Below are 21,207 nucleotides of genomic sequence, written 5' to 3' on the forward strand. Positions count from 1 at the left end.
GTGGGAACGACGCGACGACATCCACGAGGCCTTCCTCGGCCTCGCCACCTGCCTCATCACCCACCGCCACGTCCAACGCCTTTGTTAGGACCCCTTAGTGCAGCAGCCAACCGCCGTCGACGTGGACGGATTGCCCAGTGATGAACGAGGCGGAGGGGCACACGAGGAACGCGACCAGGGCCGCGACGTCTTCGGGGCGTCCGCGTCGCGGGACGCACTGGCGGTTGATCTGGTCTTCCGGGCGGGCGCGGTGGTGTGCGGGGATGACGGTCTCGGCTTCGACCTGGATGGCGCCGGGCAGGACCGTGTTCACGCAGATCCCGTACGGGCCCAGCTCTCGGGCCAAGGAACGGGTCAGGCCCAGGAGGCCCGCCTTGGCGGTGCTGTAGGCGACGAGGTTGGTGCGGCCGGCGCGGGCGTTGACGCTGCCGATATTCACGATGCGACCCCAGCGGCGTTCGATCATGCCGGGGGTCAAGGCGTGGCAGGTTCGGTAGTGGGCGGTGAGGTTCACGTCGAGGGAGTAGTTCCAGGCGGCCTCGTCGGTGTCCTGCCAGGGGACGCGGGGGTAGGAGCCGGCGTTGTTCACGAGGATGTCGACGGGGCCGATCTCGGCACGGACGAGGTCGGCCATGGTCTGGACGGCGGTGGGGTCGGTCAGATCGGCGTTCACGGCGATGCCGGGGATTCCATCGCGCGCGAAGGCGGCGAGGAGGGCATGGGCTACGGAGTCCGGCCGAGGTGGTTGACGGCGACGGTGGCGCCGGCGGCCGCGAGGGCCCGTCCGATCTCGGCGCCGATGCCGGTTGCGCCGCCGGTGACGAGGGTGGTCCGGCCCTGCAGTGGCCGGGCCTGGAGGGGCGTCTCAAGCAAGGGCAGGGACATTGCGGCTCCGTTCGCGGGGGTCGGAATGAGGGGCCGGTGTGGTGGTGAAGAAGCTGTCGAGGCCGGTGGCCGGGTCTTGGCTCTCGGCAAGCTTGATGAGGACGAGCAGCAGGTCGTGGCCGCTGAGCCGCGTCGGCGGGATCACGCCGAGGATCCGCAGGGCGAGGAAGGCGTGCAGGTCGGCCATGCCGATCCAGCCCTGCTCGCAGAGCCCGTGCAGTGCTCCTGCGAGGGCTGCGTGGCGGCCGGGGCCGGTGTTCCAGGAGTACCGGATGTCGATGTGCCGGGTCGTGGAGTGCAGTTGCAGATGGTCGATGCTCGGAGTGTTCTGGGCGGGTAGGGCCAGGCGGAGGGTGCGGGCGTATACGTCGCTCTGGTAGCGGGGGACGAGCCAGCCGCCCATGGCCATGAGGTACCAGAGCAGGTTGGCGGCCTCGCCGGCGGCGGTGTTGCGGCCGGCGAATTCGAAGTCGAGCCAGCACAGCGGGTCGGCGATGTTGGGCTCGGTGGGGTCGCCTTGGGTCAGTCCTGCGAGCCGGCGCCGGTCGGGTGCGAGGGCATGGCGGGCGCTGCCGATGATGGCGGAGACGTTCAGCGTGAGCGGTCGTCCGTTGGCGGTGACGGTGTGGTCGGCCAGTTCCCGGAGGGTGAGGGTCGCGGTGGCGTGGGGGAGGGCGATCGGCAGGTCCCGTTGCAGGTACCAGCGGTCGAGTCGTCCGCCGGGACGGATCCGGTCGAGGTAGAGGTCGGGCACGCATTCGGCGAGCGGGACCACCTTCCCGGTATCGGTCGCAGCGGTCCGCAGGTCGTGGCAGACACCGTCCACGAGCCGGCCCAGGCGGGGCAGGGCAGAGGGGTCCCGGTCGGCCAGGCTGATTACAGTACGACCCTCTCACCACCCACACCTTTAAGGCCCTCTTCGCAGGTCATCTGCTATGTGGATGCGTTTCGCGCAGTAGATTCCCAAGCTTATAGCGCGGGTTCGATTCCCGTCATCCGCTCCACAACAAAGCCCCAGGTCAGAGACCTGGGGCTTCGTCGTTGCCTAGACCTCTCTATCCCTTACGCCGGATCGCCGAGGCCCCGTGTCCGGGGTGGCGTCGTCGTGCTTCGGTCCGTACCCACGGTGAAAGTCCACCAGCGAGAGGAACCCCAGCCGACGCACGGCTGGGGTCCCTCGAGGCGGTGAGTGACGGTCAGCAGGTGGAGTCGGCCCTGCCGTGAACCGCTCGTCTCCGCGCTGCAGGCCGCCCCGCATCGCGATCACCGCGGATCGGGCGGGTCAGCGCTTCAGGGTGAGGAGACCCGGCCGGTACGGCAGTTGGTCGTAGGGGCCGCCCGCGGTGGGGGACTTGCCCTGGTAGAGGAACTGCAGGTTGCAGGGGTCGATGGTCATGGTCTGGTCGGGGTTGCTTCGGACCAGGTCACCATGGCTGATGTCGTTGGTCCAGGTGGCGCCGCTGTTGGCCGCGCCCGCGAAGGGGTTGCTCTCGTCGGCGGCCTGCGGGGTCCACGAACCGCTCAGGCTGGAGGCCGTGAACGAGCGGAAGTAGCGCCCCTTCGCACCCTTCGCCTCGACGATCATGAGGTACTGGTTCTGGCCCTGGACCTTGTAGACCTGCGGCGCCTCGAACAGGTTGCTCTCCGAGTCGCTCATGACCGTCGTGTACGACGAGCCGAAGTTGCCCGGGAAGTTCCCGATCGGCATGCTCGCCCGATAGATCTTGCCGTTGTCCCCGGCGAAGAACAGGTACATGTTCTGGCCGTCGGCGATCAGGGTCTGGTCGATCGGGCCGGTGGGGGAATGGGGGATGCCACCGGTGAACAGCGGCTGCGGCGAGGACCAGCCGTGGGGGTTCGTGGGGTCGCTCGACGTGCGGTAGATGAAGGGCCACGCCCCCCACTGGTACGCCATCACCCAGATCTTCTTGGGCGCGAAGTAGAACAGCGTGGGCGCCACCGTGGGCTGGCCCATCGCGGTCTGGCCGGCCGACGCCATGTCCGACCAGTTCGTGAAGGGACTGAACATCATCGAGCCGTACGACGATCCCGACGCGCTCGACGCGTAGACCAGGTGCTTTCCGTTGTGCACCACGCTGGTGAAGTCCTTCACCGCGGCCCACCCGTTCGCCGGCTGCGCCAAGGCACCCGTCGACGTCCATCGGTACGTCGACGGAAGAGCGCATGTGCCGCCCGGCAGCGTTGGCGGGGTCGACGTCCCGGGCAGACCGGTCCACTTCTGGTTGCCGCCGGACCAGCAGGAGTGCAGCTGGATCTTGGTGCGGTTGGCGGTGGCAGCGCCGACGGCGTCGAGGCACAGCCCGGACCGGACGCCGGCGATCGTGCCGTCGGTGTTGATGTTCCACTGCTGGCCGGCGCCGCCGTTGCAGTCCCCGATGACCACCGCGGTGCCGTTGCGGGTGCCCTGGGCCATGGCTTCCAGGCACTTCTTGCCGTAGATCATCAGCTGCTTGCCGGAGGTGTAGGTCCAGCGCTGGTTGGTCTGTCCGTTGCAGTCCCACAGCTGCGCCTGGGTGCCGTTGACGGTGGTGGAGCCGTTGATGTCGATACAACGACCCGAGGCGACGCCCTTGATCTCGCCGGTACCGGTCCCGCCGGTGCTGGTCCCGGGGGCGGCCTTGAGGGCGTTAACGACTGCGCTGTAGGCGGGCTTGGGGTTGCCGTTGTCGTCGAACAGCAGGGGGCGGTCGCCGCTGCGCCAGGAGTCGCTGTCACGGACACCCCATACCGTGATGCCGGTGCACCGCGCCACGGCCAGGCAGGCCTTGACCGTGTTGGCGTAGTGGATGGGCGACGCCTGGGCGATGTCCAGCTCGGTGATCTGGACGTCGACGCCCAGGGCGGCGAAGTGGGACAAGGTGGTCTGGAAGCTGGACGGCGGGCCGCCGGCGCCGAAGTGGCTCTGGAAGCCGACACAGTCGATCGGCACGCCACGGGACTTGAAGTCCTTGACCATGCTGTAGACGCCCTGGGTCTTGGCGTCCGACCAGTTCTCGATGTTGTAGTCGTTGTAGCAGAGCTTGGCCGAGGAGTCGGCCGCCCGGGCGGTGCGGAACGCTTCCTCGATGAAGCCGTCGCCCAGCACGTCCTGGAACACCGAGCTGCGGTGCTGCTGGGAGCCGTCGGCGAACGCCTCGTTGACCACGTCCCAGGCGTAGATCCTGCCCTTGTAGTGGGACATCAAGGTGGTGATGTGGTGGTTCATCACGCTGCGCAGCGTCTTCGCGTCGCCGATGGAGCCGACCCAGGACGGGAGCTGCGAGTGCCAGACCGCGGTGTGGCCGCGCAAGCGCTGGCCGCGTGCCGACGCACGGTCGGCAATCTGGTCGGCGGGGCCGAAGTTGAATTTTCCGCGGGACGGTTCGATGGCGTCCCACTTCATCTCGTTCTCCGGGGTGATCATGTTGAACTCCCGGTCCGAGATCGCGGCGTACCGCGAGTCGCCGAGCCTGCCGGCGGCCACTGCGGTGCCGAAGTACCTGCCCGAGGGGGCCGCCTGCGTACCCAGGTTCGCGGCTCCGGCGGAGCTGGGGAGGAGCGTCACGACACCGGCCACCAGCGCCGCGGCCGACAGTCCTATCGTCAGTGTCCGGCGACGCCGGCCGAGCCGGTGCAGGCCTTTCATGATTCTCCTCGGAGGTCGCGGGTCACCCTGGGTGCCGTGATCTTGCGCGCCTCGGCCGGTACGGCCTGATCCGCCGCGCGGAGTGTGCGGTGCAGGACGTGCAGCCGTTCCTGCGTACCGGTCGCCCGGGGTTCGTGGCTGTGTCGCGTCATTGGAGGGGCTTTCTTCAGGGGATACGTCAACGGGTGAAGTCGGGGAACCTCCCGCGCCGGCACGTCGTGGCGAGCGGCGGGAAGAGCACCCCACGAAATGGAGGCCTCCGGACGGACGGTCTCGTAACGAAAAAGTCGCGCCGCCCCGACGAATGCTCGGTGATGCATCTCGCAGGAAAAAAGCGTTATGCCGAACCCCGCGGTCTGGTCGTCCCTGTGGAAAGGGCGCGCCGCGCTGATCACCAGTGAACGTTTTCGGAGTGGTATCGGTGGCGGTTGCGGTGATCGGCCTTCAGGCCGGTCACGGTGAGGCAGCCGTCGAGGAATGCGGATGAAGCCGGATTCCGCGCAGCACTCGGTCCACTGCCGGTTGGCAACGGCGTGGTGCGGGATCAGGGTCGTGGTGCAGGATCACCAGCTGTCACTGCGCGACTCGGTCCCACACCCTCAAGGAGCGGTTCTCAAGCCCAGGCTCTGCGCACGATGAAGGACGCCTGGCCCGCGAAGGCCCGAGTGCCGTCGGAGCCATCGAGCCAGATGCCGCCGTCGCGGTTGAGGAGGACCGATCCGGGATAGTTGTGCGCGTGCAGGGTTACCGACCCGGCGACCGCCCCGGGGCGCGGACAGAAGGTGGCGTCTTCACGGAACAGGGCGCTGCCGTCGCTGGCGCTCAGCCGTAGCCGCAGGTCACGATGGCGCAGATAGCGGCCGTCGGCGGCGCGGAAGGTGATGCACCGTGTGTCGGCCAGGCCCTGGATGACCGTGAAGGTGGCCCGCTGCCGTGTCTGCGGGCTGCTGGACGCGGAGACTCGGCCGAGCGTCGCGAAGTCGTCGGCATACGTGAGGTACAGGGCGGGGTCGTCCACGGACTCCAGCGACTGTGCACCCAGCGGAACAGTGGCTGCGACGGCGGACGGACTCACCGGGGACGGTCCTGTCGACGGGGTGGTGCGCGACGGGATCGGCGTGGGGTCGCCGGCCGTGGGAGCGGCGATGACGCCGGGCACCCGATGCGCGGGTTCGGGCCAGGTCACGTAGGCGGCGGTCCCGGCGATGAGCACCGCGCCTGTGGCGAGGCCCACCAGCGGATGAGCGGTCACCGCGTGGAGTGTGCCGATCAGCGAGCTGTGCAGACCGCCGCCCCCCGTCGCCGTGCCGGCGGCGGCGTGTGCCGTGGCCAGCCCGGCGGCGCTCGCGGCCGTACCCGACAGCAGGCCCTTGGCGGCCAGCGCGGCGATGAGTCCGGCGGGGACGGCCAGCGGTGTGAGGGTGAGGAGGAGCAGTTCGGCCGGAACCCGTGTCGTCGTCGTCGCCGTGCAGACCGGGCAGCCGCGGGTGTGCCGCGCGATGCGCTTGCGCCACACCGATGCCCGCAGACCGTCCCAGCCGACGACGGTCTCGTCCAACTGCGGACAGCGGGGCTCGGCCTCCAGTGCGGCGACGATCGTCCGGCTCAGTTCCAGCTGCTCGCGCATGCGTTGCAGGCGTACTCCGACGTGGGCGACAGAGAGCCCCATCGCGGCGGCGAGATCGTCACGGCTCAGCGAGCCGGCGCATTCCTGCCACCACAGCGACAGCAGCACCCGATGGTCCGGGTCGAGCCACCGGCCGGCTTCGACAACCTGACGGCGCTCGTCCGACACATGCAGACGCAGGAGCGTCACGTCCTCGGGTTCGGCGCCGGCGTCCGGTATCTCGAGTGCCTCGTCGATGACGGTGGTCCGGCCCGCGAGGGCGCGTTGCCGGTGCCAGTACGTATTGATCTGGCGGAGCGTGATCGACACCAGCCAGGACCGGAAGCTCTCCGGGGCACGCAGGTCGGGCAGGTCGCGCACCACGCGCAGCAGGGTTTCCTGGACGACGTCGTCGACGTCGGCATGTCCGCTCAGCGCTCGCCCGACGATGTTGTAGAGCAACGGCAGGTATGCGGCGATCAGCTCCTCGCGCGCCCTATCGTCACCGGCCTGCGCCGCGACGACCAGCCTCGCGTGGTCCGCATTCATGAGCCCCATTCCCACCTCCCTCAGGAGAGCGATCCACCGAGTACGACGCCACACCTTGATGTCGGCAAGGGTATGCGGCCACAGTCGGTGCTTGGGTCACTGGACCGGCCGCGCCGACTTGGGGGCCGGTACCGCGCATTGTGGGCTTTGTCAGTGGCGTTTCATGGCGGACTTTCACACATCATCTGGGTGCGTCCGGGTAGCCGGCGGCCAACTCGTGGACGGCCCATTCATCAGAGACCGACGATTGAAAAAGGTTTCCGGCTCAAGGCAACCTTTTGCGGGGCCTGTGACCACAAGGCGTCGGAAGCGGCCGTTGCGGTCGCTGGATCCGCCTTTCCTCTGGTGGCATGCAAGGAGAACACCCCCCATGAAGAACCCCATGAACGGCGGGCGCCGCGGGCGTCACCGCCGCCGCTGGACCGCGACCGGTCTTCTGCTCGGCGTGCCCGCCGTCCTCGTGCCGTACCTCCTGTTCGTGCAGGAGGACTCGCAGGCCGCGACGGTCGACGGCAATGCCTACTACCGGCTGGTTTCCGTACGCAGCGGCAAGGTGATCGACGTCAACGCCTTCTCGACCGCCGACGGCACCCGCATCCAGCAGTGGACCGACCAGAACACGGCCAACCAGCAGTGGAAGCTGAGACCCACCGGGGACGGCTACTACGAACTGGTGAACCGCAACAGCGGCAAAGTGCTGGGTGTGGCGGGCCATTCGACTGCCCGGACGGCCGCCGCCGAGCAGCAGACCGACAGCTCCTCCACCTCCCAGGAGTGGCGGATCGACGATGTGAGCGGTTCCGACGCCTTCACCTTCACCTCCCGCGGGAGCGGCCAGGTCCTGGACGTCTCCGGGGGCTCCACGGCCGACGGCGCGGGAGTCATCCAGTATCCCGGCAAGGGCAGCACCAACCAGCAGTGGAAACTGGTGAAGACGGCCGTGACCCAGACGCCCGCGGCCCGGCCGTACGTGTGGAACAACGCCCAGGTGGTGGGCGGCGGTTACGTCACCGGGCTGGTGTTCAACCCGCGGGAGAAGGGTCTGCTGTACGCGCGCACCGACATGGGCGGCGCGTACCGCTGGGACGCCGCGGCCGAGCAGTGGATCCCGCTGACCGACTGGCTCGGCGAGAAGGACTGGAACCTTCTGGGCATCGATTCGCTGGCCACCGACCCCGTCGACCCCGCGCGGCTCTACCTCGCGACGGGCACCTATACCAACAACTGGGCGGGCAACGGCGCGATCCTGCGCTCCACGGACCGGGGCCGCACCTTCCAGCGCACCGACCTGCCCTTCAAGCTGGGCGCCAACGAGGACGGCCGCGGGGCGGGCGAACGGCTGGCGATCAACCCCGCAGAGAGCGGCACCCTGCTGCTGGGCACCCGCAAGAACGGCCTGTGGCGCAGCACCGACCACGGCGTGACATGGAGTCAGGTCTCGTCGTTCCCCGTCAAGGACGGGGCGAGCAGCGGCGCCGGCATCTCCTTCGTGACGTACGGCCCGGCCGGCAGCAGGACGGTCTACGTCGGCGTCGCCGACAAGTCCACCTCCCTGTACCGCTCCACCGACGGCGGCAGCACCTGGCAGGCCGTCTCCGGGCAGCCCACCGGCCAGATGCCGCAGCACGGCGTGCTCTCCGGTGACGGCTCGCTGTACCTGACGTACGCCGACTCCGTCGGACCCAACGGCGCGACGGCGGGTTCGGTGTGGAAGCACACGCCGACGGGCGGGGCGTGGAAGAACGTCTCCCCGTCCAGCGGCAGCCACGGGTTCTCCGGTCTGGCCGTCGACCCGCAGAAGCCGTCCACGGTGATGGTCACCACCCTCGACCGCTGGTGGCCCGAGGACGAGCTCTACCGGAGCACCGACGGCGGTACGACCTGGAAGGCGCAGGCCGCGAACTCGGTACGGGACGCCTCTGCCGCTCCGTACGTCGGTACCGGCGTGGGGCACTGGATGACCGCCCTGGCCATCGATCCCTTCGACTCCGGGCACGTGCTGTACGGCACAGGCAGCGGCATCTGGCGCAGCAAGGACGCCATGGCCGCCGACAGCGGCGGCACCAGCCACTGGACTGTGGGGTCCCGTGGGCTGGAGGAGACCGCGCTGATGGACGTGATCGCCCCGCCTGGCGGCGCCACCGTCGTCACCGCCATGGGCGACCTGGGCGGTTTCCGCCACGATTCCCTGACCAGGGTGCCCTCCGGGCGACTGGACAAGCCGATGATGATCACCAGCACCGACATCGATTTCGCCCAGTCCAATCCCTCGGTGATGGTCCGCGTCGGCCGTGGCGGCGCGCAGGACGGCGCCTACTCCACCGACGGCGGCAGCAGTTGGAACGGCTTCATGTCAGAGCCGGTGGGCGGCGCCGACAGCGGCCACATCGCGCTCGCGGCGGACGGCTCCGCCATCGTCTGGACCCAGGCCGGCCAGGCCCCGTACCGCTCGACCGACAAGGGGGCGAGCTGGTCGAAGGTCAGCGGCCTGGGCACCGGCGCCGTGGTCGTCGCCGACCGCTCCTCGGCCAAGACCTTCTACTCACTGGCCGGCGGCGCGCTCTACGCCAGCACCGACGGCGGCGCGACCTTCACCGCCCGCGCCACCAACCTGCCCGCCGGCCGGCTCGCATCCGTTCCCGGCATCGCCGGGGACCTGTGGATCGCCGGCGGTACTGGGGGGCTGCTGCACTCCACCGACGGCGGCCGCACCTTCGCCACGCTCAGCACGGTGAAGTCCGCCTCCGCCCTGGGCTTCGGCAAGGCCGCGCCGGGCGCCGACCATCAGGCCCTGTACCTGATCGGTACCGTCAAGGACGTCTCCGGAGTCTTCCGCTCCACCGACAAGGGTGTCACCTGGCTCCGAGTCAACGACGACGCCCACCAGTGGGGCAGCATCGCCGGCGTCGGCGTCATCGCCGGCGACCCCGACACCTACGGCCGCGTCTACGTCGGCACCAACGGACGCGGCCTCCAGTACGGCGACCCGTCCTGACCCGACGCTCTCGAGCGGTGCCGCAGACCTACAACGGCCTGCGGCACCGCCATGGCCGAGGAACGTCGCTTCGTCTGCACGAACTCCTTGGGCTGTCGACGCACGGCCACCGGACGCTGAGCCGCCTCTGCTCGCGAGGCGAATTCGCGTGATCTGCACCGCGCCCCTGCGCGTCACCTTCTCCGAGCCGCTTCGGCAGCAGCCACGGTCGAAGGAACGAACACGAACACCCTGTGGGCGGTGGCGGTCGCCGTGGTGCGGAGTCGGCCATGTGGGTTCCCCCGTCTGGAGGGCGGCCGCACTACGTCGCAGGTCGGCACCGGTGCCGGTGCCGGTGCCGGTCGGGCGACGTGCGCGGGCCTGCCGTCATTTCACGGTACTCCCGCCGCGCGCTTCATCGCCCGCCGGAAATACCTGGTCAGGGCGGTCATAGGGCGCCGACCAGGCGTACAGTGAAAGCACCGGGAGTACTTCGCACACCGGCTTTCACGCGGGTGTCACTTCCGGCGATCGCCTAAGAACCGGGCTGCCGACGGGCAGTCCGGGGGCAGGTCCACATCATGACCACGACCCTCGACCGGACCGTGCCCCGCGACCTCGCCGCAGAGCTCCCGGCACGCTTGTCCCTCACCCCCGAGACCACGCTCGCCGGCCGGCTGGACGGGGCCTGGTGGCCCCACTCCCGCGACCTCGAAGCCGAGCTTCCGGCCCTGGCCGCCGCCTTGGACGAGCCCTGGGGGCGCATCACCCGCGTCACCGTGAATCCCACCCGCTGGCCGGTCGTACCGCACACGGTTGCCGTGGACGGGCGCATGCTGCATGTGGGCTGGTTCACCGAACAGGACCCCGACAAGCTGATCCTGCTCTCCTACACCGTCGGCCGCTGGGACCTCCTGGTGATCCCGCCCGAGACCGGCCCCGCAGCCGCCGCCCGGCTGATGGCCGCCGCCGCGATCCCGGGCAGCGTCCTCACCGCAGGCGTCCTGATGGCCAACGAGACCGTCATCGGGCGCGGCATCCGCGACGCCGTGCACCGGGAAGCCACCTGGGAGAGCGAAGGCGGGGCCTGCATGTCCCCCTTCGGGAACCCGATAGGCCTATCCACCGTGCCGCTGCCCGAAAACACCTGGAGGTGAGCTCCGTGGAGACCATCATCCTCATCGCGGTGATCATCCTCATGATCGGCATCGGAATGCGCTGGATCCACCTGCTGAACGCCCAGCACGACGCGCGGATCGAGTCCCACCACTTCAGTGACCCCCTGCCGAGGCCTCCCGGCCTGCCGGACGACACCGGTCGTCGAGCCCACCACACGGGTGCCGACTGGTGAGGAGCAGACCTTCCTCCGACCGGGGGCAGCGGTCGGGGCGCCACGGCGTCCCGACCCGCCGGCCTCTCGCCCGCCCCGAAGGGAACCACGCCCACGTGAAGTACATCGAGACCCAGGCAATGCCCTCGCTCGGGCACGCCGAGGTCCGGATCATCGCGCACACTCCCGAAGCCGCCCAAGCGGTCGCGGAGACTCTTCGCCGCTGTTTCGCAGGCGCGGAACAGCGCAGCTACCCCGCCCTCGACGGCAACACCCGCCTCCACCTCACCGTGGACACGGCAACACCCACCGGCCCGGCCTGCTCCTGGCCGGCCGCCGGCAGGACCCCCGTCGGCACCGGCGCCCACTCCGACGAAATCCGAGAAGCCCGACCGGCCCCGGAGCCTCACACACGAAAGGACGCGGTCATGGCCACACTGCGCGAACGCAAGACCTACCGCGATCAAGTGCTCCGGGTGCTGTACGAAGCCGTCGAAGGCAACCGCCTCCTCGGCATCACCGGAGCACAGCTGCGGCGCGACCTCCACGTGCCGGAACAGGACCTGGCCGCCGCCTGCACCTACCTGGCAGGCGAAGGCCTGATCACCGTCGACTGGGAACCCGGCAACACCCCCGCAATGGTCACCCTCACCCACCAGGGAATCCGGCGCATGGAGGCAGATGAGGAAGGGAAGGCCGCGGGTCAAGCCTGATCACGAAGACAGGCCCCTAGATGCGGGCGAACTTCTCTGTCTGGTGGGCGAATTCCTGGGCCATGGCCACGCTGACCGTGGGCCTGGTGTCGCCGATGGTGCCCAGGTAGTCCTCAGTGGTGGGGCGGGCCCGGGTTCCGGTGTCGAAGGTGCGCTCGAACTGGTCTTGGGAGACGGTACGCGCCACGTGGGCAATGTCGGCAGGGGTGAATCCCTCGCTGGCGGCCGCCAGCACCACGCTGTCGGCCTCCGCGCCCGCTCGGGCCAGGTAGCTCTCCCACAGTGCGGTCCTCGCGCGGTTGTCGGGCGGGCCGATCGGCAGCACGTAGTCGAAACGGCCGTGCCTCAGGAACGCGGAGTCGAGCGTGGTCACGTCGTTCGTGGCGCAGACGAGCAGCCGCCCGTCCTGACCCCGGAAGCGGACGATCGCCTTGAGCAGTTCGTTGACGACGCCGACCGCGGTCGCGTCCGCGCCGCTCCGGGTCCCCGCGATCTCCTCGACCTCGTCGATGAAGACCAAGACGTGGTCGAGCCGGGCGATCTCGTCGAAGCGCCGGTTCAGCCCGCTCGCCAGCCCGTACTCGGCGGCCAGACGGGCGGGGAACAGCTCGAGGAAGGGCCATCCCAGGCGACTGGCTATCGCGTGCGCGAACGTGCTCTTGCCGGTTCCGGGCGGACCGAACAGCATCACCGCCCGCGGCAGCTCCACTCCGTGCTGGGTGGCCAGTTCGGGATAGGCCAGCGGCAGGACCAGGCGCCGCTCGATGAGCTGCTTCTCCCTCTGCATGCCCACGACCTTCTGCCACAGTCCCCCCGGCGGCAGCTCCGCTCCGAGCGACGAGAGCATGCTGACCGCCTGAGGAGTCACTCGCCCGCGCTTCTCGAAGAAGACCAGGCCCGGACGGGCGCCGAAGCCGCAGTTGTGCAGGGCGGTGACGCCGGCCTCGCCGTCGGGCACGACCGCGTGCACCGTTCGAACGCCACCGGCGAACAGCCGGAGCTCGAGAGCCGTGATCAAATCGCTGCCCAGCCCCCGGTGCCGCCAGGCAGGCGCCATGCTGATGCGCAGGATCCACGCCTGGTCGCCCTCCACCCTGCTCACCGCGGCGCCGATCACCACCTCCTCGGTGGCGGCCACCACCGCCGGGTGGAGCGCCTGGAGGGCCGCCACGGCGTCCGAGAGCGGGAAGAGAGGTGCCTCCCCGGCGCTGCGGCTCTCCGCATCGACTCGGATCACCGCTTCGAGATCGTCCTGGGTGTAGTCCCTGACACGCCAACCCGTCATGATCAGCTCCGCGTGTTCGGCCGTACTCCCATCATCAGCCGATGTGCGCGGGACGCGCGCGGCAGGGGCCGTGTGCCCAGCCGTGCTCTTGAGGACGGTGGCCGGCGGCCGACACCGGTACGGGATAACTTGCGCGGGAGCGGCAACTCGTGGTGCAGGGCATGACCAATGCGGTCAAGCGGTGCGCCGAATGTCCCTGGGCAGGACAACGCCCGATGAATCGTCGCCCCGCCCGGCGCGGTGACGTCCAGCCGCAGGGGCGGCGAGCTAGGAGCCGATGACCGCAAGGACGGCTGACCGCACGCCCGTCAGAGAATCCCCTCCTGGGTCGCACCGATGTGGGTCCAGTCCCCGAACTGCCCCGCCGGAAAGTCCTTCAGGTGGACGAAATCACCGCCGTCGTCGAGCTCGCCCGCTGCAGCCGCCCGCGTGTTCTTGTTGTAGAAGAAGAGCCTGCGGCGTGCGGGCACGATGTGGGTCCAGTCGCCGAACTGCCCCGCCGGAAAATCCTTCAGGTGCACGAAATCACCTGCGGCGTCGAGCCTCCCCGACCCGGCGGCCCGCGTGCCCTTGCTGTAGAAGAAGAGCTTGGAGGCGCCTTCGTCGAAGGCGATGTGGGACCAGTCGCCGAACTGTCCGGCCGGGAAGTCCCTCAGGTGGACGAAATCACCGCCGTCGTCGAGCTCGCCCGATCCGGCGGCCCGCGTGCCCTTGCTGTAGAAGAAGAGGCGGGCGGACAAGTCGCCGCCCGCGGAGAGGACGTGGGACCAGTCGCCGAACTGTCCGGCCGGGAAGTCCTTCAAGTGGACGAAGTCACCCCCGGCATCGAGCCTTCCCGACCCGGCGGCCCGCGTGCCCTTGCTGTAGAAGAAGACCTGGACGCCGTCGGGCACGACGTGGGACCAGTCGCCGAACTGTCCGGCCGGGAAGTCCTTCAGGCTGACGAAGTCACCCCCGGCATCGAGCCTTCCCGATCCGGCGGCCCGCGTGTCCTTGTTGTAGAAGAAGAGCTGGCCACCGCCTGGCACGACGTGGGTCCACTCCCCGAACTGCCCCGCCGGAAAGTCCTTCAGGTTGACGAAGTCACCGCCCGCATCGAGCTTTCCCGATCCGGCGGCCCCCGTGTCCTTGCTGTAGAAGAAGAGCATGGCGTGCCTCCTGTTTTCGCTGCCGACGCTTCACCGGTGCCGGCGCGGGTGCACCTACCGGACTGCCGGTTACGTCGTCCGGAGCCCTACAGGCCATCTTGCGTAGGGGGAACCTTGACGGCCTGCGGGTGGGGGCCATGCAGGTGAGAGCTTCCGGCTCAGGATGCATCGGCTGCCCCATGAAGCTGTGATCCGCCTCGGCGGGGGCACCGTGGTGCAGGGGGTGACGCCCAGGTGGGACCGGTAGAAGCCGTCAGCCCGGGCAGCACACCGGGCGAAGGCGCTACACCGCCCTCATGTCGCGTTCAGCGTTCCCACACGTCCTCGCTCACAGGATTGACCGTGGTCCCGGCGATTCCATGCCCGGTCTGGGGCCTGAGTCGCCAGCAGCCGGGCAGGGCGGTCAAGGACGCGCTCACCGGCCGCTGTTCTCGGCGAGCGTGTGGGCGACCAGGGCATTGGCGTGGCCGTGTCCCAGGCTGTGCTCGGACTTGAGCCAGGAGACCAGTTCCATGTGCTTGGTCAGGGGTGAGGTGCGGATGAGGTCCTTCCACTCCGCGATCGTGCGGCCGTACTTCTTCTCGATCGAGGGGAAGTAGCTCGCGGGGCCCTTCTCGGTGCCGGTCATGCGTGTTCCTGCTTCCTGGGTGCGATGAGCTCGCTGGTGCGAATGGAGTGGGTGGCGGGGCTCGGGTGGGTGGCGTGGATGCCGGGCGTTGCCGGATGGCCGGGCCGGCTAGCGGTTCGTCCGTGGCATCGCGGTGACCAGCCTGGCCGTCAGCGCGGTCAGGCCTGCCAGGCCGAGCCCGGCGCCCACGGTGAAGGCGAGGACGGACGCGGAAGAGCCCGCGAACCCGGCGAGGACGCCTACGGGAGCGACGCGGGAGGCCACGGCCCAGCCGCGGTGGCCCAGGGACCCGAGGGAGCGTGCCAGTACGAGGAAGGCGGCGCACAGAGCGAGGTAGCCCAGCATGCCGCCGAGCATGTGGACGGCGCCGTGCGTGCTGAGCGACGTGGCGTCGGGGGTGCCGGCGGGGAATCCGGCCCCGGCGTCCGCGGGGAACGCGGCGGCGGCCAGGAACGAGACCCCGAACACGCCGACCAGGCGCGCGGCCCAGGCCCCACCGGGGACCCCGTGCAGCGCCCGGCCCATACCGAACGCTCCTGCGATGACCAGGGCGCCGGTGAGCAGGAAGTTCGCCACCTGGATCCACCCGAGGCCGCCGAGTGCGAGCTGGCTGATCGCATTGCGGGTGAAGTCGAAGCCTTCGCGCGCGAACCCCTGGGCGGCGCCCGCACCCAGGAACACCGGGCCCGCGACGAGGCCGCCGGCCAGCAGGGCCCGTGTCGCCGGGCGGGCCGCGGCGGTGGAGCGGACGACGTGGGCGGGGGAGCTGAGCGTGTGTGCCATGACGTGCCTTCCTCGTTGAGGTCGTGCCCGTTTGACCGGCGGGGGAAGGCGAAGTCATCGGTCCGGTGAGAGTGATCCGGGTCACAAACCCTCGGCGTCCTCGACCGGCTTGCGCCGCCCTTCACGTCAGGTCGTCAGGCCCGGCCCCGTACCCACAGACGTACGCGGCCCGGACCCGGCTACGCCGCTGCGCTATTCGGAGGAGCGCTTCTCGGCGGCGAGCTGGAACGCGGGGATCGCGTACGCCGGCTGCTCCTCGGCGGTCCGCTCGACCTGGGCCGTCGTCGGATCGGGGCCCGCATACGCGGGGAAGCGGAGACTCCATCTGCGTGAACGGGCCGGAGGGAGGACGCGGCACTCCGGACCCTTCGCCCGGCGGGATGCTCCCGAGGGAGGCGGGGCAGGAACCGGCCGAGTCTTGGGACCGAGCGCTCGCAGGACAGGTCGCCGGAGCAGGCACGACCACTGTCCCGGAGCACCATGGACAGGCGAGTTTCAGCCATGATCCAATGCGGCCGCTCACGGCGGTTCGACCCCCTGCACAGCCGCCCGCGGAGGGTCATCTCCCCCAGAATTTCTGACACATGGGCAGACGTTCATTTCTCCATATCGTCTCGGATTCGTTGCAGAATCGGGACAATTCCTGCCGTGTCCGATCGTGAATAGCGAAATCCATCGGAGAACACTGGGCGGCTATCGAGAGCCGAAACGCATGTCACCGAAAGCATGATCCGCCCAGCTTCGACTGGGTGTTCCTTGTATCCGGATGCGGAGGTATCGCCATGCCCTATTTCAGGACGGACTCTTGCAGGGCCGCTCGGCACAGCCGACCCCTTGGCCGCGCCCCCAGAGCCCGCGTGCTCTTCTTCCTCTTGATCTTCCTGGCCGCCGGGACGGCGACCGGGCCCACCGCCCAAGCGGAAAGCGCCGCCGCGGCGCCCTACGGCATCAAGGCCGTGGCCGTGGCCGCTTCCAAGAAGGGCGCCCCCTACGCCTACGGCGCCACCGGCCCCAAACGGTTCGACTGCTCCGGCCTGACGCTCTACGCGTTCCGAAAAGCCGGCCGGCGGCTCCCACGAACCGCCGAGCAGCAGTACGAGCACACCCAGCACATCTCGCGGAGCGATCGCGAACCCGGTGATCTGGTCTTCTTCCCCAAGGGTGTGACCATGGGCCACGTCGGCATCTACGCCGGAAACAACAGAATCTGGCACGCCCCGCGCCCCGGCACGCGGGTACGGCTGGAACGGATCTGGACCGGGAGCGTCCGCTACGGGCGAGCCACCTGATCCCGGCCGCAAGTGCTGAACCGTTTCGGCGCATCACTTGAGGCAGTCGGCGGCTTCGTCCCGGAGGGCCCGGATCCGCGACCCGGGCCCTCCTCATCCCCCTCGCCCTCCGACGGCGGTACCGGTCACCTGGAGGGCCCAGCTGAACAGGCGCGTCCGGCTGGGGCAACGGTCCAATGGCGGGGAGCGGCCCGTTCGCCTCAGTCGTCCCGGGAGTGCCATGAGTCTGCCGTCCGAGCCGCCTTCCGACGTGCACACCGCACCAGGGACAGGCTTGTCGCGTGCCGACCGCCGGCCGCGCGGCGTGCGCGGCAGGCGCGGCGTGTACGGGGCCGGGGCCGGGGCCGGGGCCGGTGGGAGCGGTGCCGGGGCCCGTGGGGGCGGGGCCGGCGATCGGTCGGAGCCCTCCGGGGGAGGCTGAATGTTCCACCAGCCCACGCGCGCGATGCGCCGCGAGCTCTCCCAACTCGTCTGCGCGGTCGCCGGGCTGACGCTGGGCCTGCTGCTCCCCCGGCTCTCGGCGGGCACGCAGGTCGACGCGGGACGGGTGGCGACCATGCTGTTCACCATCGGCTTCGGCGTCATCAGCCTGGTGAGCATCATCTATTCGATGCTGTTCCTGGTCGTGCAGTTCTCCGCGACCACCTTCACCCCGCGCCTCAGTCTCTTCCGGGACGAGCCGATCGTCTGGCGCGCGTTCGCCTTCGCCGTCGGTGTCTTCGTCTTCTGCATCACCTCGGGGCTGGCCGTCGGCACCCGTTCGAAGGTCTCGGTCGTCGTGCCGTCCGCGGGCATGGCGCTCACGATGGTCGCCCTCGCCCTCATGTGGGCACTGCAGTTGAAGGCGTTCGCCTCGATCCAGCTCGCCCACTCGCTGACCGCGATCACCGCCCGCGCGCACCGGCTGTACGACGCCTTGTACGAGCATCCGTACGATCCGGGCCGTACCACCACCGGCTCCCCGCGCGCGGCGGACGACGGCGGATCGGGCGTCGGCACCGGCGCCGGCACCAACACCGACGCCCCCGTCGTCGTCCGCTGGCCCGGACCGGCGGCGGTGCTCCAGCAGATCGACGTGGCCCGGCTGGTCAGAGCGGCGAGGGAACGGGACTGCTCGATCGCGTTCCACGTCACCCCCGGCCGGACCGTGTCCCGGGGCACGCCCCTGGCCCGGGTGACGGGCGGCGGGGTACTCCCCGAGCGGGTACTGCTCCGCGCCGTCGTCAGCGGCGTCGAGCGGACCTTCGCCCAGGATCCCGAACTGCCGGTCAGGCTGCTCGCCGACATCACCCTGCGGGCCCTCTCGTCGGCCGTCAACGACCCCGCGACCGCCGTGGAGAGCATGGGCCGCCTCGAAGACCTGCTCATCCGCCTCGCCGGACGGGAGCTGGACATCGGCCGCTTCGAGGACGAGGAGGGCCGGGTACGGGTGACGGTCCCCGTGCCCGACTGGGAGCAGTACGTCCGGATGGCTGTGGACGACCTCGTCTTCGCCGCCGCCGGCTCCCCCATGGCACTGCGCACCATGCGCGACCTGCTCGGCCGGCTGCTGGAAGAGAGCCCCGAAGGCCGTCGCGCCGTCGTACGGGAGCGGATCCGGTGGGTCGAGCACACCGGAAGCGAGGCCTATCCGCTCGTCTGGCCGTCCCGCGAGGGCGGCTAGACGGGGAGGAGACGGACACGCGCGACGGAAACGGGCGAGGAGACAGGCGACGGACACCGAGAAGGTCCCGCCCGGGGTCGGGCGGGACCGTTCCGAACCGGTGGGCGATCGTTCAGACCAGGAGTTTGGCCTTGGCCCGGTCGAATTCCTCCTGGGTGATGTCGCCTTTGTCCTTCAGCGCGGAGAGTTTGTGCAGCTGGTCCGCCGAACTGCCTCCTCCGCCTGCCCCGGCCGCGTTCTGCACGTAGGCGCGGAAGGCCTCCTCATTCTCCTTGACCTGCTTCGCGTCCCGTTCGTGCATGCTGCGGCCGCGGGCGATCAGGTAGATGAGAACGCCGATGTACGGCAGCACGAGGACGAGGATGAGCCATCCGGCCTTCCCCCACCCGCCAAGGCTGTGGTCACGGAAGATGTCCGTGATGACCTTGAAGAGGAGGAAGAACCACATGACCCACAGGAAGAACCACAGCATCGTCCAGAAGAGGTTGAGAAGTGGATAGTCATCCATGCCCGACTCCGATCATGCACGTGGTACTTCATTGATACAGGCGCCACCGCCGACCCGCATGCCGAGCGGACCCCGCACCTGGTGCAGCAGCCGGCGGATACCCGTGGCCCCGCTCCGGTCGCGGGATGCGCTCCGGCCCGTTCTCCTGAGGCCATGGAACGCAACGCAGCCGGGCGGCGACGCCGACGTGCCCTGTGGGGCCATGCCCTGCGCTCCTTGGCCTCGCTCGTCCTGCTGACGGCGCTGTTCTATCTGGCCCCCCTGAACAGCGGGTTCGGCGTACTCACCGTCGTGACGCTCGGTCTGGGCATGGTCTTCTTCGGCCTGCTGGCGGCCTGGCAGGTCGCCGCCATCGCGCATGCGGAGTTCCCCCGGATGCGCGCCCTGGAGGCGCTGGCGACCGCCGTACCGCTGTTCCTCGTGCTGTTCTCCTCGACGTACTTCCTGCTCGCCCAGGCGGTGCCGAACTCGTTCACGGAGCCGCTGGACCGCACGGACGCCCTCTACTTCACGGTCACGGTGTTCGCAACCGTGGGCTTCGGGGACATCGCCCCCGTCACCGGGACCGGCCGTGTCCTGACCACCGTGCAGATGGTCGCCGACCTCATCGTCGTGGGCGTCATCGCCAAAGCCCTCTTCGGTGCGGTCAGGCTCGGGATGCGCAGGCGCGGTTCGGACGCCATCGGCCCTGACGAGGAGCCCCCGTGAGGCGCTGGCGGGAAGTGCGCCCCTGAGGGCCCCGGCGGCGAAGTGCCCCCCTGTGGCCCCGGCGGCGAAGTGCGCCCCTGAGGTGGACCATCGAGGAAGCGGAAAGGAAGTGAGCCATGCCGCAGTCGCGTCCTCGGTCCGAACCGCCCTCCGGAACACAGCCGCAGGAGGCCGACGTCCTGCGGCACTTGCTCCGCAGCCCCGGCTACCTCAAGCTGCTCGCGTTCTGCGCCCTCATCGGCATCCCGGTGTCCCTGGCCGCCTTCTGGTTCCTCGTCGCCCTGCACGAGATGGAACACGCGCTGTGGGCGGACCTTCCCGAGTCGCTGGGCTGGAGCACCCCGCCGTGGTGGTGGCCGCTCCCCCTGCTGCTCTTCGCCGGAACGGCGGTCGGCCTGATCGTCACGCACCTGCGCGGCCGCGGCGGTCACGTCCCCGCGGCCGGCGTGCAGATGGGCGACACCACGCCGGCCTCACTGCCGGGCGTCGTGCTCGCGGCGGCGGCCAGCCTGCCGTTCGGTGCGGTGCTGGGCCCGGAGGCTCCCCTGATCGCCCTGGGCACCGCGCTGGCCCTGCTGTTCCGGGATCTCACGCAGGCACCCGCGACCCCTCAGGGCACGGCTCTCGTGGGCGCCGCGGGAGCCGCGGCGGCCATCGCCGCGATCTTCGGCAATCCGCTGGTCGCGGCGGTACTGCTGGTCGAGGTCGCGGGCGTGGGCGGGCCGCAGCTGTTCTCGGTGATGCTGCCGGCCCTGCTGTCCACCGGCATCGGCTCCCTGGTGTTCACGGGACTCGGACGCTGGACCGGGCTGCCGACCGGAGACCTCACCCTGCACCTGTCCGTGCCCGTCCCACGCCTGGACGCGGGCGACGTTCTCTGGTCGGTCCTGATCGCCGTGGCCCTCGCCCTCGCCCTGCACCCCGTGCTGAACGGAGCCCGGGCGATCGCCGCATACGTCGGGGGCCGCCCCTTCGTACGCACCGTCCTGTGCGCCGTGGGCGCCGCGGCCTGCGCCTGCCTCTACGCGCTGATCACCGGCCGTTCACCCGCAGAGGTCGCCGCGTCCGGTCAGACGACGCTCGCCGAACTGGCCGCCGACCCGCACGCCTGGGGCGTCGGTGCGCTGATCGCCATCCTGCTGTTCAAGGGCGTCGCCTACTCCCTCTGCCTCGGCAGTCTGCGGGGCGGCCCGGTCTTCCCCGCGCTGTGCCTGGGCGCCGTGACGGGCGTCCTGCTCGCGCCCCTGCCGGGCCTGGGGATCGTGCCGGCGATGGCCGCGGGGATGGGGGCGGCCGCGGCGAGCGCGCTGCGGCTGCCGGTGAGCAGCGTGGTGCTGGTGGTCCTGCTGCTCGGCAGCACGGCGATGATGCCGGTCGTGATCCTGGCGGTCGTGTTCGCCTTCGTCGTCACCGAGATGCTCCCCGCGGGGCGTGCGGTGCACTCGCATTGAGGACCTGCGGCAGACGAATCGGGTGTACCGGATCTTCCGGT

18 protein-coding genes are annotated in these 21,207 nt (G+C 69.9%); 8 read left to right on the forward strand and 10 right to left on the reverse strand.

What is annotated here, in order from left to right; genetic code table 11:
• Positions 1–94: 94 nt before the first annotated feature.
• The 5 genes from ACWGIF_RS18495 to ACWGIF_RS18515 form a co-directional block, all read right to left on the reverse strand.
• Positions 95–688: an SDR family NAD(P)-dependent oxidoreductase gene (locus ACWGIF_RS18495; protein WP_453498567.1), complete on the reverse strand. Its 594-nt coding sequence runs from the start codon at positions 686–688 to the stop codon at positions 95–97.
• A 35-nt stretch (positions 689–723) separates the two neighbouring features.
• Positions 724–885 (reverse strand): hypothetical protein, encoded by a 162-nt coding sequence (locus ACWGIF_RS18500; protein ID WP_453498409.1) that lies wholly within the window; start codon positions 883–885, stop codon positions 724–726.
• Entirely contained in the window at positions 866–1,711 is an 846-nt protein-coding gene (locus ACWGIF_RS18505) for a hypothetical protein (protein ID WP_453498412.1), read from the reverse strand. The genes ACWGIF_RS18500 and ACWGIF_RS18505 overlap by 20 nt, the downstream gene beginning before the upstream one ends.
• Positions 1,712–2,167: 456 nt before the next feature.
• Complete coding sequence (locus tag ACWGIF_RS18510; RefSeq protein WP_453498415.1) at positions 2,168–4,531, reverse strand: non-reducing end alpha-L-arabinofuranosidase family hydrolase; 2,364 nt, start codon at positions 4,529–4,531, stop codon at positions 2,168–2,170.
• Between the two features lie 613 nt (positions 4,532–5,144).
• Complete coding sequence (locus tag ACWGIF_RS18515; protein ID WP_453498418.1) at positions 5,145–6,695, reverse strand: sigma-70 family RNA polymerase sigma factor; 1,551 nt, start codon at positions 6,693–6,695, stop codon at positions 5,145–5,147.
• A gap of 361 nt (positions 6,696–7,056) precedes the next feature.
• Here ACWGIF_RS18515 and ACWGIF_RS18520 point away from each other — a divergent pair, with 361 nt between their 5' ends.
• The 4 genes from ACWGIF_RS18520 to ACWGIF_RS18535 all read left to right on the forward strand — a co-directional run bounded on the left by ACWGIF_RS18520 (position 7,057) and on the right by ACWGIF_RS18535 (position 11,703).
• Positions 7,057–9,681, forward strand: a complete 2,625-nt coding sequence (locus ACWGIF_RS18520; RefSeq protein ID WP_453498421.1) for an RICIN domain-containing protein — start codon at positions 7,057–7,059, stop codon at positions 9,679–9,681.
• Between the two features lie 560 nt (positions 9,682–10,241).
• On the forward strand, positions 10,242–10,817 hold the full coding sequence (locus ACWGIF_RS18525) for a DUF5994 family protein (RefSeq protein WP_453498424.1): 576 nt from the start codon (positions 10,242–10,244) through the stop codon (positions 10,815–10,817).
• A gap of 5 nt (positions 10,818–10,822) precedes the next feature.
• Positions 10,823–11,011: a hypothetical protein gene (locus tag ACWGIF_RS18530; RefSeq protein ID WP_453498427.1), complete on the forward strand. Its 189-nt coding sequence runs from the start codon at positions 10,823–10,825 to the stop codon at positions 11,009–11,011.
• Between the two features lie 407 nt (positions 11,012–11,418).
• Positions 11,419–11,703, forward strand: coding sequence for a hypothetical protein (locus tag ACWGIF_RS18535; protein ID WP_453498569.1), 285 nt, complete (start codon positions 11,419–11,421; stop codon positions 11,701–11,703).
• Positions 11,704–11,719: 16 nt separating this feature from the next.
• Here ACWGIF_RS18535 and ACWGIF_RS18540 read toward each other — a convergent pair whose 3' ends face one another.
• The 4 genes from ACWGIF_RS18540 to ACWGIF_RS18555 all read right to left on the reverse strand — a co-directional run bounded on the left by ACWGIF_RS18540 (position 11,720) and on the right by ACWGIF_RS18555 (position 15,547).
• A complete protein-coding gene (locus ACWGIF_RS18540) occupies positions 11,720–12,988 on the reverse strand; it encodes an ATP-binding protein (RefSeq protein ID WP_453498430.1) in 1,269 nt (422 codons plus the stop codon).
• 308 nt (positions 12,989–13,296) lie between these two features.
• Positions 13,297–14,136, reverse strand: a complete 840-nt coding sequence (locus ACWGIF_RS18545; RefSeq protein WP_453498433.1) for a hypothetical protein — start codon at positions 14,134–14,136, stop codon at positions 13,297–13,299.
• Positions 14,137–14,551: 415 nt separating this feature from the next.
• Entirely contained in the window at positions 14,552–14,764 is a 213-nt protein-coding gene (locus ACWGIF_RS18550) for a DUF4287 domain-containing protein (RefSeq protein WP_453498436.1), read from the reverse strand.
• Positions 14,765–14,872: 108 nt separating this feature from the next.
• Positions 14,873–15,547, reverse strand: coding sequence for a DUF998 domain-containing protein (locus ACWGIF_RS18555; protein ID WP_453498439.1), 675 nt, complete (start codon positions 15,545–15,547; stop codon positions 14,873–14,875).
• Between the two features lie 782 nt (positions 15,548–16,329).
• Here ACWGIF_RS18555 and ACWGIF_RS18560 point away from each other — a divergent pair.
• Entirely contained in the window at positions 16,330–16,836 is a 507-nt protein-coding gene (locus tag ACWGIF_RS18560) for a C40 family peptidase (protein WP_453498442.1), read from the forward strand.
• A gap of 421 nt (positions 16,837–17,257) precedes the next feature.
• On the forward strand, positions 17,258–18,499 hold the full coding sequence (locus ACWGIF_RS18565; RefSeq protein WP_453498445.1) for a DUF2254 family protein: 1,242 nt from the start codon (positions 17,258–17,260) through the stop codon (positions 18,497–18,499).
• Positions 18,500–18,611: 112 nt separating this feature from the next.
• Here ACWGIF_RS18565 and ACWGIF_RS18570 read toward each other — a convergent pair whose 3' ends face one another.
• Positions 18,612–19,007 carry an SHOCT domain-containing protein gene (locus tag ACWGIF_RS18570; protein WP_453498448.1) on the reverse strand — a complete coding sequence of 132 codons (396 nt, stop codon included), beginning with the start codon at positions 19,005–19,007 and terminating at the stop codon, positions 18,612–18,614.
• A 153-nt stretch (positions 19,008–19,160) separates the two neighbouring features.
• Here ACWGIF_RS18570 and ACWGIF_RS18575 point away from each other — a divergent pair, with 153 nt between their 5' ends.
• Together ACWGIF_RS18575 and ACWGIF_RS18580 are read left to right on the forward strand one after the other, a co-directional pair.
• Entirely contained in the window at positions 19,161–19,715 is a 555-nt protein-coding gene (locus ACWGIF_RS18575; protein ID WP_453498451.1) for a potassium channel family protein, read from the forward strand.
• A gap of 116 nt (positions 19,716–19,831) precedes the next feature.
• Positions 19,832–21,166, forward strand: a complete 1,335-nt coding sequence (locus tag ACWGIF_RS18580; RefSeq protein ID WP_453498454.1) for a chloride channel protein — start codon at positions 19,832–19,834, stop codon at positions 21,164–21,166.
• Positions 21,167–21,207: the final 41 nt, after the last annotated feature.

It is taken from the genome of Streptomyces sp. NPDC054849, from assembly GCF_053610945.1.